Origin of the sequence: Bradyrhizobium sp. ORS 285, assembly GCF_900176205.1 — a bacterium.
GTDB lineage: Bacteria > Pseudomonadota > Alphaproteobacteria > Rhizobiales > Xanthobacteraceae > Bradyrhizobium.
In genome coordinates this window covers 3,823,236-3,838,224 of record NZ_LT859959.1, presented here as the reverse complement: position 1 = coordinate 3,838,224, position 14,989 = coordinate 3,823,236, and the positions used below count along the sequence as shown (strand labels likewise).

10 protein-coding genes are annotated in these 14,989 nt (G+C 66.5%); 5 read left to right on the top strand and 5 right to left on the bottom strand.

Annotated features, from left to right (window positions below; genetic code table 11):
• Window positions 1-107: 107 nt before the first annotated feature.
• Window positions 108-3,872: a vitamin B12-dependent ribonucleotide reductase gene (locus BRAD285_RS17200; protein ID WP_035646253.1), complete on the bottom strand. Its 3,765-nt coding sequence runs from the start codon at window positions 3,870-3,872 to the stop codon at window positions 108-110.
• A gap of 714 nt (window positions 3,873-4,586) precedes the next feature.
• Between BRAD285_RS17200 and BRAD285_RS17195 the strand changes: the two genes are divergently transcribed.
• Complete coding sequence (locus BRAD285_RS17195; RefSeq protein WP_035646245.1) at window positions 4,587-5,480, top strand: DMT family transporter; 894 nt, start codon at window positions 4,587-4,589, stop codon at window positions 5,478-5,480.
• Here BRAD285_RS17195 and BRAD285_RS17190 read toward each other — a convergent pair.
• From BRAD285_RS17190 to BRAD285_RS17180, 3 genes are all read right to left on the bottom strand, one after another.
• Window positions 5,443-7,731, bottom strand: coding sequence for a CHASE3 domain-containing protein (locus BRAD285_RS17190; protein WP_006611791.1), 2,289 nt, complete (start codon window positions 7,729-7,731; stop codon window positions 5,443-5,445). The genes BRAD285_RS17195 and BRAD285_RS17190 overlap by 38 nt on opposite strands.
• A gap of 195 nt (window positions 7,732-7,926) precedes the next feature.
• Window positions 7,927-10,212 (bottom strand): CHASE3 domain-containing protein, encoded by a 2,286-nt coding sequence (locus BRAD285_RS17185; RefSeq protein WP_006611792.1) that lies wholly within the window; start codon window positions 10,210-10,212, stop codon window positions 7,927-7,929.
• A 479-nt stretch (window positions 10,213-10,691) separates the two neighbouring features.
• Window positions 10,692-11,387, bottom strand: a complete 696-nt coding sequence (locus tag BRAD285_RS17180) for a BA14K family protein (protein ID WP_087877655.1) — start codon at window positions 11,385-11,387, stop codon at window positions 10,692-10,694.
• A 166-nt stretch (window positions 11,388-11,553) separates the two neighbouring features.
• Here BRAD285_RS17180 and BRAD285_RS17175 point away from each other — a divergent pair, with 166 nt between their 5' ends.
• Window positions 11,554-11,964, top strand: a complete 411-nt coding sequence (locus BRAD285_RS17175; protein WP_006614883.1) for an NADH:ubiquinone oxidoreductase subunit NDUFA12 — start codon at window positions 11,554-11,556, stop codon at window positions 11,962-11,964.
• A gap of 84 nt (window positions 11,965-12,048) precedes the next feature.
• Here BRAD285_RS17175 and BRAD285_RS17170 read toward each other — a convergent pair whose 3' ends face one another.
• A complete protein-coding gene (locus tag BRAD285_RS17170) occupies window positions 12,049-12,744 on the bottom strand; it encodes a DJ-1/PfpI family protein (protein ID WP_006614882.1) in 696 nt (231 codons plus the stop codon).
• A 114-nt stretch (window positions 12,745-12,858) separates the two neighbouring features.
• On the opposite strand from BRAD285_RS17170, the gene BRAD285_RS17165 reads away from it, so the two are divergent.
• The 3 genes from BRAD285_RS17165 to BRAD285_RS17155 all read left to right on the top strand — a co-directional run bounded on the left by BRAD285_RS17165 (window position 12,859) and on the right by BRAD285_RS17155 (window position 14,975).
• On the top strand, window positions 12,859-13,797 hold the full coding sequence (locus BRAD285_RS17165) for a GlxA family transcriptional regulator (protein WP_006614881.1): 939 nt from the start codon (window positions 12,859-12,861) through the stop codon (window positions 13,795-13,797).
• A 38-nt stretch (window positions 13,798-13,835) separates the two neighbouring features.
• Complete coding sequence (locus tag BRAD285_RS17160) at window positions 13,836-14,108, top strand: hypothetical protein (protein ID WP_006614880.1); 273 nt, start codon at window positions 13,836-13,838, stop codon at window positions 14,106-14,108.
• Window positions 14,109-14,216: 108 nt separating this feature from the next.
• Complete coding sequence (locus BRAD285_RS17155; protein WP_006614879.1) at window positions 14,217-14,975, top strand: SDR family NAD(P)-dependent oxidoreductase; 759 nt, start codon at window positions 14,217-14,219, stop codon at window positions 14,973-14,975.
• Window positions 14,976-14,989: the final 14 nt, after the last annotated feature.

The window sequence follows — 14,989 nt, the reverse complement described above, 5'->3', positions numbered from 1 at the left end:
AAGCGAATCTTCCTTCTCGTGTCTACGCCTTTTTCTACTTAAGGTTATGGGTGCTGGCAGGTGTAAAAAGGGGCCGCCTGTGAAGCGGCCCCTTTCTTTTTCATGGCTCACGAACACCCCGTCGTGCTTCCGCACGTATCGCACTTCATGCAGGTCCCGTTCCGGACCAGGGTGAAATTCCCGCACTCCGAGCACATCTCGCCTTCGTAGCCCTTGGCCTTGGCTTCGGCGCGGCGTTCGGCCTTGGAGGCGACTTGCGTCGCGGCCGTGCCGGCCTTGCTCCATTGCAGGGCTTCGAGCTTCTCGGTGGGCGAGAGGTCGTGTTGCGCTTCCTGCTTCAGGGCGACGGCGCCTTCGATGGCGTCGCCGGCGCGGGAGCCGGAGAGGGCGGTGACGCGGCCCGAGGGGCCGCCGTCATGCGGGGCGGAGACCGCCGCCGTGCTCGACGACGTGCCGCCGCGCATCACGACGAGGTTGTCGGTGCGGGAGCGGGTCAGGCCGCGCGAGACGTATTTCGCGGCCTGCTGGCTCGGGCCGTCCTCCGACGGCTTGCCTTCGTCGACGCCGCGGCCGAGCGCATCGAAATTGCTCTCGGAGGGGTCGACATGGGCGAGGTCGAAGCGCGACATGTAGCTGACGGCGAGCTCGCGGAAGACGTAGTCGAGGATCGACGTCGCGTATTTGATCGAGTCGTTGCCCTGGACGGGGCCGGCCGGCTCGAAGCGGGTGAAGGTGAAGGCGTCGACATACTCCTCCAGCGGCACGCCGTACTGGAGGCCCAGCGACACCGCGATGGCAAAGTTGTTGATGAAGGAGCGCAGCGCCGCGCCCTCCTTGTGCATGTCGATGAAGATCTCGCCGAGGCGGCCGTCATCATACTCGCCGGTGCGGAGATAAACCTTATGCCCGCCGACGACCGCCTTCTGGGTGTAGCCCTTGCGGCGATCCGGCATCTTCTCGCGCTCGCGCATCACCACGATGCGCTCGACCAGCTTCTCGACGATCTTCTCCGAGACCTGCGTCGCACGCGCCGCCATCGGCTTCTCGTAGAACGACTCGACCGCATCGTCCTCGTCCTCGTCGTCGGAGATGAGCTGCGAGTTGAGCGGCTGCGACAGCTTCGAGCCGTCGCGGTAGAGCGCGTTGGCCTTCAGCGCGAGCTTCCAGGACAACAGATACGCCGCTTTGCAGTCCTCGACCGTGGCGTCGTTCGGCATGTTGATGGTTTTTGAGATCGCGCCCGAGATGAACGGCTGCGCCGCGGCCATCATGCGGATGTGGCTCTCGACCGAGAGATAGCGCTTGCCGATCTTGCCGCAGGGATTGGCGCAATCGAACACCGCGTAATGCTCGGCCTTCAGGTGCGGGGCACCTTCGACCGTCATCGCGCCGCAGATGTGCACGTTGGCGGCCTCGATCTCGCGCTTGGTGAAGCCGATCGCGGCGAGCAGCTCGAAGGTCGGAGACGCCAGCGCCTCCGCGGAGACGCCGAGCTGTTTGGTGATGAAGTCCTCGCCGAGCGTCCACTTGTTGAACACGAACTTGATGTCGAACGCGGTCGGCAAGGCCTTCTCGACCTTGGCGATGGCCTCGTCGGTGAAACCCTTGGCCTTCAGGGTCGAAGCGTTGATGCCGGGCGCGTTGGACAGCGAGCCGTGACCGACGGCATAGGCCTCGATCTCGGCGATCTCGCTCTCGCGGTAGCCGAGCGCGCGCAGCGCCTCGGGCACGGCGCGGTTGATGATCTTGAAGTAGCCGCCGCCGGCCAGCTTCTTGAACTTCACCAGCGCGAAATCAGGCTCGATGCCGGTGGTGTCGCAATCCATCACCAGGCCGATGGTGCCGGTGGGGGCGACCACGGTGACCTGGGCGTTGCGATAGCCGTTGGTCTCGCCGAGCGCGAGCGCGTCGTCCCAGGCCTGGATCGCGTGGCTGACGAGCGAGACCTGCGGGCAGTGGGCGTGGTCGAGCGGCACCGGGTTGACCGACAGCGCCTCATAGCCGGTCGCCTCGCCCTTCGCGGCGCGGCGATGGTTCTTGATGACGCGCAGCATGTGCGCGGCGTTCTTCTTGTAGCCGGGGAAGGCGCCGAGCTCGCCGGCCATCTCGGCCGAGGTCTTGTAGGCGATGCCGGTCATGATCGCCGACAGCGCGCCGCACAGCGCGCGGCCTTCCTTGGAGTCGTAGGACAGGCCCATGGTCATCAAGAGGCCGCCGATATTGGCATAGCCGAGGCCGAGGGTGCGGAACTCGTATGACAGCTCGGCGATCGCCTTGGACGGGAACTGCGCCATCAGCACGGAGATTTCGAGCACGATGGTCCAGAGCCGGCAGAGATGCTCGTAAGCGCCGACGTCGAAATGCTTGGTGGACGTGTTGTAGAACGTCAGCAAATTGGCGGAGGCCAGGTTGCAGGCGGTGTCGTCCAGGAACATGTATTCCGAGCACGGATTGGACGCGCGGATGTCGCCGGACGCCTTGCAGGTGTGCCAGTCGTTCATCGTGGTGTTGAAGTGCAGGCCGGGATCGGCCGAGGCCCAGGCGGCGTGACCGATCTTTTCCCAGAGGTCGCGCGCCTTCAGCGTCTTGACGATCTTCTTGTTGGTACGGCCGACGAGATTCCAGTCGCTGTCGGTCTCGACCGCGCGCAGGAAGTCGTCCTTCAGCGACACCGAATTGTTGGAGTTCTGGCCGGAGACCGTGAGATACGCTTCCGAATCCCAGTCGGTGTCGTAGATCGGGAAGTCGATGTCCTTGTAGCCCTGCTTGGCGAACTGGATCACCCGCTTGATGTAGTTGTCGGGCACCAAAGCGCGGCGCGCGAGCTTGATCTCGCGGCGGAGCGCCGGGTTCTTCTCGGGATCGAAGCAGTCGTCGCCGGAGCCCTCGCAATTGACGCAGGCCTTCATCACGGCCTTGAGGTGCTTCTGGTTGATCTTGGAGCCGGTGACGAGCGCCGCGACCTTCTGCTCCTCCTTCACCTTCCAGTCGATATAGGCCTCGATATCCGGATGGTCGGCGTCGACCACGACCATCTTGGCGGCGCGGCGGGTGGTGCCGCCCGACTTGATCGCGCCGGCGGCGCGGTCGCCGATCTTGAGGAAGCTCATCAGGCCGGACGAGCGGCCGCCGCCCGACAGCTTCTCGCCTTCGCCGCGCAGCCGCGAGAAGTTCGAGCCGGTGCCGGAGCCGTATTTGAACAGGCGCGCCTCGCGCACCCAGAGGTCCATGATGCCGCCGTCATTGACGAGGTCGTCCTCGACGCCCTGGATGAAGCAGGCGTGCGGCTGCGGATGCTCGTAGGACGATTTCGACTTGGTCAGCTTGCCGGTCTTATAGTCGACGTAATAGTGGCCCTGGCCGGGGCCGTCGATGCCATAGGCCCAGTGCAGGCCGGTGTTGAACCATTGCGGCGAGTTCGGCGCGACCATCTGCTTGGCGAGCATGAAGCGCAGCTCGTCGTAGAACGCGACGGCGTCCTCCTCCGACGAGAAGTAGTTGCCCTTCCAGCCCCAATAGGTCCAGCAGCCGGCCAGGCGGTCGAACACCTGCTTGGCGGAGCGCTCGCTGCCGTAGCGCTCGGATTCGGGCAGGGCGGCCAGCGCCTCGGTGTCGGGCACCGAGCGCCACAGCCAGGACGGCACGGACTCTTCCTCGACCTTCTTCAGGCGCGCGGCGACGCCGGCTTTGCGGAAATACTTCTGCGCCAGCACGTCGGAGGCGACCTGCGACCAGAACTCGGGCACTTCGACATTCTCGAGCCGGAACACCACCGAGCCGTCCGGATTCCTGATCTCGGACGTGGTCAGGCGGAAGTCGATCCCTTGATAGGCCGACTGCCCTTCGGTGGTGTTGCGCCGTTCAATCCGCATCGCGAGCCCCAATTGTTCTTGCCGGACCGCGTTTGGCGGCCGGGATCATTGCATCCAAAGGCGGTGGCGAGCGAGTCCCATCCCCGAGATCTCGTGTGCCGCCGCAGTTCAACCGGTCGCCCGGTCCCGTCTTTCTTCAACGCCTCACGCGTGCCGTCCGGCTCTATCGCCGCTGCAAGACAGCCCCCACATCTAGTGGGGTCCTTCGCAGCCCCGTCCTCGCGACCACCCCGCCGCGGGACAGACGACGAACCGCACGCCGGGCCTTGTGGCCTTCTGGCGCGGTCGTCCTCAAACCCTTCTGGGAGGCGGGCGGCGAAACGAGAAACACGATCAAGCGCCGAACCGGGCCGGAAGCTAGGACGACTCCGCTTCGCCCGTCAAGGACTAGTGGGGGTTCCCTAACTAAACACTAAATATGGGGGAAAGTGCGGGATAAGTAGGGCGCGTGCCGGTATCGTGATGGCCGTAACTATCGGCGAGTCCTTACGGATTCGAAACCAAAAAAATTTGTCCCGCGCCCTGTCCACAGGGCTTCGTCCCGCTGTTCACAGGGGCAAATATATTCGCGTCATACGGGTGTGTTTTGCTTGCATCGGCGGGACTCACGGCGGCTTACGGGCAGGGCGCGGGGCAGGCATGTCCCACAATCCCTGGTGTGCCCAAGAAAACGCCGGCAGTCTGAGGCTCCCACAGACGGCGCCGGTTGATTCCATGTCAGACAAGCCAACGGCCAGCGGGCGGATCACGCCCGCCGGGCTGATGTTTCTCGCCATCACCTCGCTCGGCTGGGGCTTCAACTGGCCTGTGACCAAGCACCTGGTCGGCGCGCTGCCGCCGCTGACGCTCCGCGGCACCACCGGCGTGGTCGGCGCACTGCTGCTGGCGCTGCTCGCGGTGATCCGGAGCCAGAGCCTCGCGGTCCCGCGCGAAATCTGGCCCCGGCTGATCCTGGCGGGGATGCTCAACGTCACCGCCTGGATGGTGCTGATGGGGCTGGCGCTGTTATGGCTGCCGGCGGGAGAGGCGGCGCTGATCGCCTACACCATGCCGGTGTGGGCCTCGCTCCTGGCCTGGCCGATCCTCGGCGAGCGGCCGACCGTGTTGCGCGTGCTGGCGCTGGTGCTGGCCTTCGCGGGGCTCGCCTCGATCATGGGCGCCAATGGCCTGAATGCCAGCCGCGACAAGCTGCCGGGGATCCTGATGGTGCTGGGCGGCGCGTTCGGCTTCGCGCTCGGCACGGTCATGGCCAAGAAGCTGCCGATCAAGCTGCCGCCGCTCTCGGCCGCCGCCTGGCAGATCGGCATCGGCTGCGTGCCGATCGTGATCGTCGGATTAGCTCTTGAGCATTCCGACTGGACGAGGCTCGACCAGCTCGACTGGGCGCTGATGTTCTATTCCACCGTGATCCAGTTCTGCGTCGCCTATGTGGCCTGGTTCGCGGCGCTGTCGCGGCTGCCGGCCTCGGTGGCGGCGATCGGCACCATGGCGGTGCCGGTGATCGGCGTCGTGGCGTCGGCGATCGCGTTGCGCGAGCCGCTGGGGGCAGGGCAAATCGCAGCGCTGGCCTTCACGCTTGGAGCGGTGGCGCTGGCAACGCGGGGATAGCATCGCCGGCCCGAGCGCCATCGAGGGCGCGGCGGACCATCTGGGCGAGCTCGGTCCGGCGATAGGGTTTCGTCAGCAGCAGGGCGTCGGGCAGCAGCTGGCGGTTCTCGATGATCGCATTGTCGGTGTAGCCGGAGGTGTAGAGCACCCGCAGGCCGGGCCGTGTCGCCGTGATCGTTTCCGCGAGCTGGCTGCCGCTGATCCCGCCGGGCATGATGACGTCGGTGAACAGCAGATCGAACGGCTGGTCGCGCGCGACGATGGTCAGCGCTTCCGCTGCCTGGGAAGCAACCAGCGTGGCGTAGCCGAGGCCCTGCAGCTGGGCGAGCACGAAATCGCGCACCAGCGGATCGTCCTCGACCACCAGGATCGTCTCGGTGCCGCGCGGCAGAACCTGCTCGTGCTCCGGCTCCGCCTGCTGCAGCCGCTGCGCCGCCGGCAGATAGAGCCGGATCGTGGTGCCGCTGTTCTCCTCGCTGTAGAGCTTGATGTGGCCGCCGGACTGCTTGACGAAGCCATACACCATGCTGAGCCCGAGGCCGGAGCCCTTGCCGGCATCCTTGGTGGTGAAGAACGGCTCGAACGCGCGGTCCCTGACCTCGGCCGGCATGCCGGCGCCGGTGTCGCTGACGGCCACCATGACGTAGCTGCCCGGCACGACGCCTGGATTGGCTGTTGCATAGGCCTCGTCGAGCACGGTCTTCGTGGTCTCCAGCAGCAGCTTGCCGCCGTCCGGCATGGCATCGCGCGCGTTGATCGCCATGTTGACCAGCGAGTTCGCCAATTGGGCGGAGTCGACATGGGCGATGAGATCCCCGTCGGCCAGAATGGTCCTGATCTCGACCTGCTCGCCGAGCGTCGGCCGCAGCAGCTTGGCGATGTCGTCGACCGTGGCGTTGACATCGATGTCGCGCGGGCGCAGCGGCTGCTTGCGCGCGAAGGCAAGCAGATGACGGATCAGCTCGGTGCAGCGATCGGCTGCCCTGCTGATCAGGACGGCGAGCTCGGCCGCCGCGGGCCGGTCCTGGACGGTGTCGATCAGCATTTCGATCGAGCCGGTGATGATCGTCAGCATGTTGTTGAAGTCGTGCGCGACGCCGCCGGTGAGCTTGCCGATCGCGTCCAGCTTCTGCGCCTGCTGCAGCAGGCGCTCGATCTCGTGCACCTCCGTCACGTCGTGATACACCAGCGCCGCGCCGCTGATCGCGCCTGCCGAATTGCGCAGCGGCCGGCCGCTGACCATCAGGCGGAATTGCGGCCGCCCGTCGGTCGGCTTGACCACGACCTCGCGGCGATCGAACGAGAGCCCGCGCAACGCGCGCGCGATCGGCAGATCCTGATCGTCGATGCGCGTCACGGCATCACTCTCATAGAACCGGTTCGCGGCCAGCATTTCGCCGAAGGTCTTGCCGACAGCCGTGCCGAGGAAATGTCCCGCCGCCTGGTTCGAGAGCATGATCGTGCCTTCGGGATCGACCACCAGCACACCCTCGGCCATGCTGTTGAAGGTGGTTTCGAGGATGGCGGAGGAGCGGCGCAGCTCGTCATAGGCGGCGGCGAGGTCGCCGCGCTGCTGCAGCGCCTGCGCTTCGAGTGAAGTTGCCGTGGCCTGCGAGCGGGTGAGGGACGTCCGCAGCGCGCGATCCGACAGATAGGCGCGCCGGACCAGATAGGCCGCGATCGCGAGCACGATGGCGACGCCGGCGAGGTCGATCGCCAGCAGCCACGATCCCGTCCGTCGCGAGGTCGCGCCGCGCTCGGCGAGCAGCCGGCGCTCCTGCTCGGAGAAGGCGTCGAGCGTGTCGTTGATTGTTGCCATCGCGGCGGGACCGGCGGCGTTGGCCATCAGGGTCTGCAACCCCTCGCGATCGTTCGCCGCCTGAAGACGGATCAGTTCGCCTGCGAGCTCGATGCGCCGTGGCACCACGCTGTCGATCGATTGCAGCCGCTCGCTTTGCTCGGGGTTGTCGGCGACGAGCTGCCGCAGGTCCGCCCAAGCGCCCGGAATAACACCGCTCGTCTCCTGGAACTCGGTGGCGAAATGCTCGGCGCGTGACAAGGCGAAACCGCGCGAGGCCGCCTCGGCCTGCCGCAGCAGCAGGCGCAGCTCAGAGGCCTTTTCGAGAACCTCCATGGTGTGCTCGACCCAGGCGGTTTCGCTGCGCGCCTTGAGGTCGAGCGCGGTCGACGCGGCGCCGACAGCCAGCAGGGTTCCAAGGCCGAGCCCGATCGCCACCCGGCGGCGAATCATTGGTGAGTTCCAGAGGCGCTGGATGCGCGCGGTCGATCAAGCCGCATCGTGACTATGAGTTGCTCTATCGTGACTGGCGAATAGTTCGGTCAACAATGTCATGAGTTGTAAGCAAGGCCGCGCGTGCTGCCAATCGTCTGTTTGAGTTCCATTTCAATTATGCAGGCCAATTGTCGTTCCAAATGCGGGCCGCGGTCAGGAGTGCGCACGCCTTTGCTCCGCTGCGATGGACGTGTCCTCGGCAAGGCCCACCAACGCGCGCCGCACCATCCAGGCGAGCTCCGATTTCCGATACGGCTTGGTGAGCAGCAGCGCCGCCTGGTCGATGCGGCCGTGCTCGACCATCGCATTGTCGGTATAGCCGGACGTGTAGAGAACCTTGGTGCCCGGCCGCTGCCGGAGCGCCTCCTCGGCGAGTTCCTTGCCGTTGATGCCGCCGGGCATGATCACGTCAGTGAACAGCAGATCGAAGGACTGCCCGGATTCGATCTTGGCCAGGGCCTCGACGCCGGTCGAGGCGGTGATCGTCTTGTAGCCGAGGCTCTGCAGCTGTGAGACGACGAAGTCCTGCACCAGCAGGTCGTCCTCGACAATGAAGATCGTCTCCTCGCCGCGCGGCGGTGGCGGCTCGGGCCGGGCAGGGGTCGCCGATTGGCCCTTGGGCACGGGGATGTAGAGGCGGATCGTGGTGCCCCGGCCTTCCTCGCTGTAGATTTTGATGTGGCCGCCGGACTGCTTCACGAAGCCGTAGACCATGCTCAGCCCGAGGCCCGAGCCCTTGCCGGCCTCCTTGGTGGTGAAGAACGGCTCGAAGGCGCGATCGCGGACCTCCGTGGACATGCCAGTGCCGGTGTCGCTGACCGCGATCATGATGTAGGAGCCGGGCGTCACCCCGGCGTTGGCCGCAGCATAGGATTCATCGAGCAAGATGCGGCGCGACTCCAGCAGCAGCTTGCCGCCATTGGGCATCGCGTCGCGCGCGTTGATCGCCATGTTGACCAGGGAATTGGCAAGCTGCGCCGAGTCGATATGCGCGATCAGCGTCTCCTCTTCGAGGATCGAGTTGATCTCGATCTGCTCGCCGAGGGTCGGGCGCAACAGCTTGGCGATGTCCACGATGGTGCTGTTGACGTCGCTGTCGCGCGGATGCAGCGGCTGCTTGCGTGCGAAGGCGAGGAGATGCCGGATCAACTCGGTGCAGCGATCGGTCGCCTGTCCGATCAAGGCGGCAGTGGCGGCGGCCGCAGGACGGTCTCTGACCTCGTCGGCAAGGGTCTCGATGGTGCCGGTGATGATCGTCAGCATGTTGTTGAAGTCATGCGCGACGCCGCCGGTGAGCTTGCCGATGGCATCGAGCTTCTGCGCCTGCTGCAGCAGACGCTCGGTTTCATGGGCCATCGTGATGTCGTGATAGACCATCGCCGCGCCGGTGATGTTGCCGGCCGCATCGCGCAGCGGGCGGCCGCTGATCATCAGGCGCAGCGTCGCGTCGCGGTCGGGCTGGTGGACGATCATCTCGCGCCGGTCGAACGATTCCCCGCGCAACGCCCGCGGCGTCGGCAGATCGTGCGGCGCGATCGGCGTCACGCCGTCGCTCTCATAGACGCGCAGACGGGACCGGACCTCCGACAGCCTTCTGCCGTGACGATAGCCCAACAGGTCCTCGACGGCGGGGTTGGAGAACACCACGGTGTCGGCGGCATCGATCACGAGCACGCCTTCGGCCATGCTGTTGAACGTGTTCTGCAGGATTTCGGCCGAGTGGCGCAGCTTCTCGTGCGCCTCGACGAGATCGAGATGCTGCTTCTCGGCCCGCTCGGCGAGCGAGACGGCTTCAGCCTCGGAGCGGACCAGGGAGGCGCGCAGCGCCTGGTCGTCGAGATAGGCGCGCCGGATCAGGTAGCCGGCGATGACCAGCAGCAGCGCCAGGCCGCACAGGTCGATCGTCAGCAGCAGTGATCCCGTGGCCTTCGAGGTCGCCGAGCGCTGCGCCAGCAGCGCGCGCTGTTCGGTTGCGAACCGGTCGAGATTGGCCGTGATCGCGCTCATGGTCGCCGGGCCTTCGGCCCTACGCGCCAGCGCTTCGAGGCCGGCGCGGTCGGATGCTGCCTTCAATCGGATCACGTCTGACGCGATCTCGATCCTGCGGATGATGAGGGCGTCCGTCTGGCTGAGAAGCTGCGTCGGCATCGGACTATCGGCGACGGCACGCTGCAATTCGGCAAAGGCGGCAGGAATCTTGCCGCGAACATCCTCGAACTCGGCTCGGAACGGTTCGGCCGCCGTCAACACGAATCCGCGCGAAGTCGCTTCGGCTTCGCTCAGCAGCAGTCGCAGCTCGGACGTTCTCTGCAGGATGTCCAGCGATGAGGTCACCCAGGCCGCGTCATGGCGCGACTTGATGTCGAGCGCCGTCGATGCGGCGCCGATCGCAAGCAGAGTGCCAAGGCCGAGCCCCAAAGCGAGGCGCTGATGAATCATCCGCGTTTCTCAATCATCGACGTGGCCCGCCCGCGCTTCGCGGGATGATCGCGACGTGCCTGATGCGTCCGGTTCTCAATACCGCTGCATCGAAGGCGGTGATGATATGTCTGCAAGGCGCGCCTCCTTGTTCGAAAGTTTTGGCGCGATGGCGCGGTCAACCGCCGGCGTGCAGCGATCTGCACTGCGCTCGGGTTTGCGCGATCCATTTGTCCGTCAGTCGAGGGTCCGTCGTTAGTAATCAAACCCGCCTGCGACCAGCTTATCGAAGCAGAATCACGAGCCTGATTGATATTGGACCGGAACGCGCAATACATCTGCACGTCGCGGGGCACATTCATGCAATTTCGTCGACATTCATTCGGCAACGTGGCGGATGAGACACATAACAAACAACATTGGAACAATTTTATAGCAAAAGGCGGCGAGGTAAGTACCTCGCCGCCTTGTTTGTCGCGTGACGGAATTGCCGCGGCCGCTTACGGGCAGGGATGCCGAAGGCCGTCGTAGCCGAGGTAAGTTCCCGACGCCGGGTCGTAGGAGCGGTAACGGCGGGCGCAATAGCTCGGATCAACACCCTCGGTGCCGATGACGGCGACCGGTGCGGAGTCATCGTAGTAGGAGTAGTCGTTGTAGTAGTCGTTTCCGTAATAGTACGGATCATTGTAGTAGGCGTAGGAGCTGCCGAGACCAATGCCGACGCCCACACCGACGCCGGGCCAGAAGCCGCCGCCGCGGTGCCAACCGCCATGGTGACCGCCTCGCCAGCCGCCGCCGCTCCAGTTGCCGCCGCCACCGTTCCAATTGCCGCCGCCGCCGGTCCAGTTGCCGCGGCTGCCGCCATTGTTGACGGCGACATTGGCGCCGGCCGCCGGACCGCGACCCACCAGGCCTGCGCCGCCAACGGCTGTGCGCCCGGAGAAGCTACCGCCGCCCACGGCGCCGCCCGGCCCGGCTGTAAAGGCGCCACGTCCGCCGCCGCCGATCGCGCCACCACCGCCGATCGCTCCGCCACCACCACCGCCGATGGCAGCGCCACCTCCGCCCGCAATGGCGGCACCGCCGCCCGGACCACGGCCGCCGCCGGGGCCTTGGGCAAAGCTCGTGGTCGCTGCCGCGAGCGGCAGAATCAGCGCCACTGCCGCGGCGGCGCTCCATGTCTTCAGTCTGGTCATCGCTCTCGCTCCGTCCATTCGGGGAAAATGACCTAACCGCAGGGCCGGGATGTCGTTCCCCGGCGTGAACCGGTGCATCGTCGCGGGCGGGGGCGGTGCAACACTGGACAAGTCGCAAGCGGGGTGGCATCACAGCCGGGATCTTCACAGAACCGGCCTCGAGCGCATGAAACAGTTCTTTCTCAAGCTCTTCACGTGGTGGAACGGCCAGACCTTCGGCACCCAGCTGTGGACCTGGCGGTTCGGCGAGCTCGTGGGGCAGGATGCGCAGGGCAACCGTTATTATAGGACCGCCGGCGGCAAGATCGATCCGGTGCTGCATTTCGAGCGCCGCTGGGTGATCTACAACGGCTTGGCCGAGGCCAGCCGCATCCCGCCGGAATGGCACGCCTGGATCCATCACATGGTCGACGTGCCGCCGACCCAGGACGGATACAAGCCGCGCGAATGGGAGAAGCCGCATCAGCCGAACCTGACCGGCACTGCGCTCGCCTATCGTCCGGCCGGCTCCACCCTGGCCAGCGGCCGCCGTCCGAAGGCGACCGGCGATTATCAGCCCTGGACTCCCGGCAGCTAACTCGATCGCTGCTTGAATCAGGTTTCTGAGGCCGTCCGGGCTCCGGGCGGCCTCTTTGCTTAGGCATGGCTGAGCGGGCCGCTGCTAGGCGCTGCCCCTGAGCATGGCCGCGGCGCGCTCGGCCGCCGCGACACGCCGCTGGCGGAAGGGGGCGATTCGCTCCAGCATTCGTGACACGACCTCGGGCGGTGCGGTGTCGGGCGAGCCGGCCGCGAACGGTGGCGCCGGATTGTATTCGAGCCTGAGCTGGATCGCCTCCGCCGTCGCGCGGTCGACCAGTTGCGACACCAGGGTCAGCGCGAAGTCGATGCCGGCGGTGACACCGCCGCCGGTCACGCGGTTGCGGTCGATGCAGACGCGCTCGGTGCTGATGGTGGCGCCGAACAGCGGCAGGCACTCGCGCGCGCTCCAATGGGTCGCAGCGCGATAGCCCCTCAGCAGGCCAGCGGCTCCGAGCGCGAGCGAGCCGGTGCAGACCGAGGTGATGTATTTGGCGTCTTCGGCCTGGCGGCGGATGAAGCCGATGACTTCGGCATCGTCCAGAATGGCATCGACGCCGAAGCCGCCGGGGATGCAGATCACGTCGGCCTGCGGGCACTCGGCAAACGTCGTCGTCGGCAGCAGCGTGAGAACGGAGTCGGTCGGAATCGGCTCGATCCGCTTCCAGACCAAATGCAGCGTCGCGCCGGGCACGCTCGAGAACACCTGTACCGGGCCGGTGAGATCGAGCTGGGTGACCTGGGGAAACAGCACGAGAGCGATCGAAAGCGGTTCGGCCATGGCGGATCTCACGAGCGATGATGGGTTGACGCCGGCCATCCTGCATGATCCCCTTGCTGTCTCATATGCCAAAGTTCCCCCGATTTCGGACAGACGGCTGACGGAGCTTTCCGCATGATCGGCGTGCTCATCTTTCCGGATTTTCAGTTGCTCGATGCCGCCGGCCCGATCTCGGTGTTCGAGATCGCCGCGCGCTACGCGAGCGCCGCGCCGCAGATCCGGGTGGTGGCGGCGGCGCCGGGCCCGGTGCGCTCCTCGTCCGGCGCCGAGATGCTGGCGCGCAAATTTGGTCCGGTCGCGGCGCTCTCGACCTTGCTGATCGCCGGCGGCGACGGCGTCGAGGCGGCGAGCCGCAATTCCTGCACGCTGAATTTCGTGCGCAAGGTCGCGCGCCGCGGCACGCGCGTGGCCAGCGTTTGCTCGGGCGCCTTCGTGCTTGCCGAAGCCGGCCTGCTGGACGGCAAGCGGGCGACCACGCATTGGCAGCGCACGCGGCAGTTCCTGCGCACCTATCCCAACGTGAAGCTCGAGCCCGACAGCATCTATGTCCGCGACGGCCAGGTCTGGAGCTCGGCCGGCATCACTGCGGGCATCGATCTCGCGCTCGCCATGGTGTCTGAGGATCACGGCGAGGAGATCGCGCAGAAGACCGCGCGCCAGCTCGTGCTCTATCACCGTCGCAGCGGCGGGCAGTCGCAGTTCTCCTCGCTGCTGGAGCTGAAGGCGCCGAGCGGCCGCTTCGCCGATCTGCTCACCTGGGCGCGCGAGCATCTCGATGCGCCGCTCACGGTCGATGACCTCGCCGAGCGCGCCGGCATGAGCACGCGGCATTTCACCCGCGCCTTCGTCGCCGAGACCGGCACCACGCCGTCCAAGGCGATCGAACGGCTGCGGTTGGAGGTGGCGCGCGACCGCGTACAGGCCTCGCATCAGCCGATCGAGCTGGTGGCCGAAGCCGCCGGCTTTCGCGATCCCGAGCGCATGCGCCGCGCCTTCATCCGCGCCTTCGGCCAGCCGCCGCAAGCCTTGCGGCGCGCGGCGCGGGCGGGATAGGGTCGGGCAACGTCGTGAGAGATCACTGAGGTCGCGCGATGGCCGGCACTCCGATGGCTCTGGGGATCATCGTCCCGTCGCCCTATGTGATCGAGGTCTCCAAGCTGCGGCAGCAGCTCGAAGAGGCGCACCTCGCCTGGGCGATCGAATGGAAGCGGCAGCAGCAGGACTTCGTGATCGAGAACATTCGCTTCGCGCATGATCCGCACTGGAATGAGCGGGTCTTCAGCCTGCAGGCGGCGCGCGACGGCAAGACCTGGGTTTGGCGCGCCACGCGCATCATCCTGACCTGCAGCGGATTGTCGGTCTGAGCTGGCGCGGTTGCGTCATCGTCTTGCAGGCATGCCGATGCGGCGGTTTGCATTGGCGGATGCGAGACCTATAGTCCGCGCCTCGAAATGCATTCGGCACTGGGGATCATGCGCGTTTCAATCATCACCGGCAGCGGCGCCGGGATCGGCGCCGCTGTGGCGCGCCGCCTTGCGGCACCGGGGCAGGGCCTCATGCTGCATGGCCAGGGCGCTGACGCCGACGGGCTCGCGCGGCTGGAGGCCGTTGCAGAGACGTGCCGGCAGGCCGGCGCCGAGGTGGCCTTTCATTGCGCAAATCTTGCCACGGCAGGCGCAGCGTCGGAGCTCGTGGCTGCCGCGCGCGCCAGGTTCGGGCGTGTCGATGCGCTGGTGCACGCGGCGGGCTTCGCCGATCGCCGCACCTTTCGCGACCTGCCGCGCGAGGGACTCGAGCGTTCGTTGGCGGTGATGCCGGCGGCCTTCCACGAGCTCGCCAGTGCGGCGCTGCCCGACCTGTTGCAGAGCGAGGCCGCGCGCGTGGTCGCGATCTCCAGCTTTGTCGCGCATCGCTTCGTGCCGGGCGGCACTTTTCCGGCCTCGGCTGCCGCCAAGGCCGCGCTCGAGGCGCTGGTGAAATGTCTCGCGATCGAGCTCGCCGCCACCGGCGGCACCGCGAATGTCGTCGTGCCCGGCTACACGCGCAAGGACGCGGGCCGGCTCGGCTCGCTCGATCCGGCGGCTTGGCAGAAGGCGGCGGCCGCCAATCCGCAACAGCGGCTCGCCGAGCCGGACGACGTCGCAGCCGCCGTGACCTTCCTGCTGTCGACAGAGGCCGGCCATGTCACGGGCGCCGTGCTGCCGGTCGATGGCGGCCTCACCTTGATGTAGATCTGAGATGGATT

Excerpts from the sequence above, each read along its gene's own strand:
- BRAD285_RS17200 (WP_035646253.1), bottom strand. The coding sequence starts at position 3,872 with ATGCGGATTGAACGGCGCAACACCACCGAAGGGCAGTCGGCCTATCAA.
- BRAD285_RS17195 (WP_035646245.1), top strand. The coding sequence starts at position 4,587 with ATGTCAGACAAGCCAACGGCCAGCGGGCGGATCACGCCCGCCGGGCTG.
- BRAD285_RS17190 (WP_006611791.1), bottom strand. The coding sequence starts at position 7,731 with ATGATTCGCCGCCGGGTGGCGATCGGGCTCGGCCTTGGAACCCTGCTG.
- BRAD285_RS17185 (WP_006611792.1), bottom strand. The coding sequence starts at position 10,212 with ATGATTCATCAGCGCCTCGCTTTGGGGCTCGGCCTTGGCACTCTGCTT.
- BRAD285_RS17180 (WP_087877655.1), bottom strand. The coding sequence starts at position 11,387 with ATGACCAGACTGAAGACATGGAGCGCCGCCGCGGCAGTGGCGCTGATT.
- BRAD285_RS17175 (WP_006614883.1), top strand. The coding sequence starts at position 11,554 with ATGAAACAGTTCTTTCTCAAGCTCTTCACGTGGTGGAACGGCCAGACC.
- BRAD285_RS17170 (WP_006614882.1), bottom strand. The coding sequence starts at position 12,744 with ATGGCCGAACCGCTTTCGATCGCTCTCGTGCTGTTTCCCCAGGTCACC.
- BRAD285_RS17165 (WP_006614881.1), top strand. The coding sequence starts at position 12,859 with ATGATCGGCGTGCTCATCTTTCCGGATTTTCAGTTGCTCGATGCCGCC.
- BRAD285_RS17160 (WP_006614880.1), top strand. The coding sequence starts at position 13,836 with ATGGCCGGCACTCCGATGGCTCTGGGGATCATCGTCCCGTCGCCCTAT.
- BRAD285_RS17155 (WP_006614879.1), top strand. The coding sequence starts at position 14,217 with ATGCGCGTTTCAATCATCACCGGCAGCGGCGCCGGGATCGGCGCCGCT.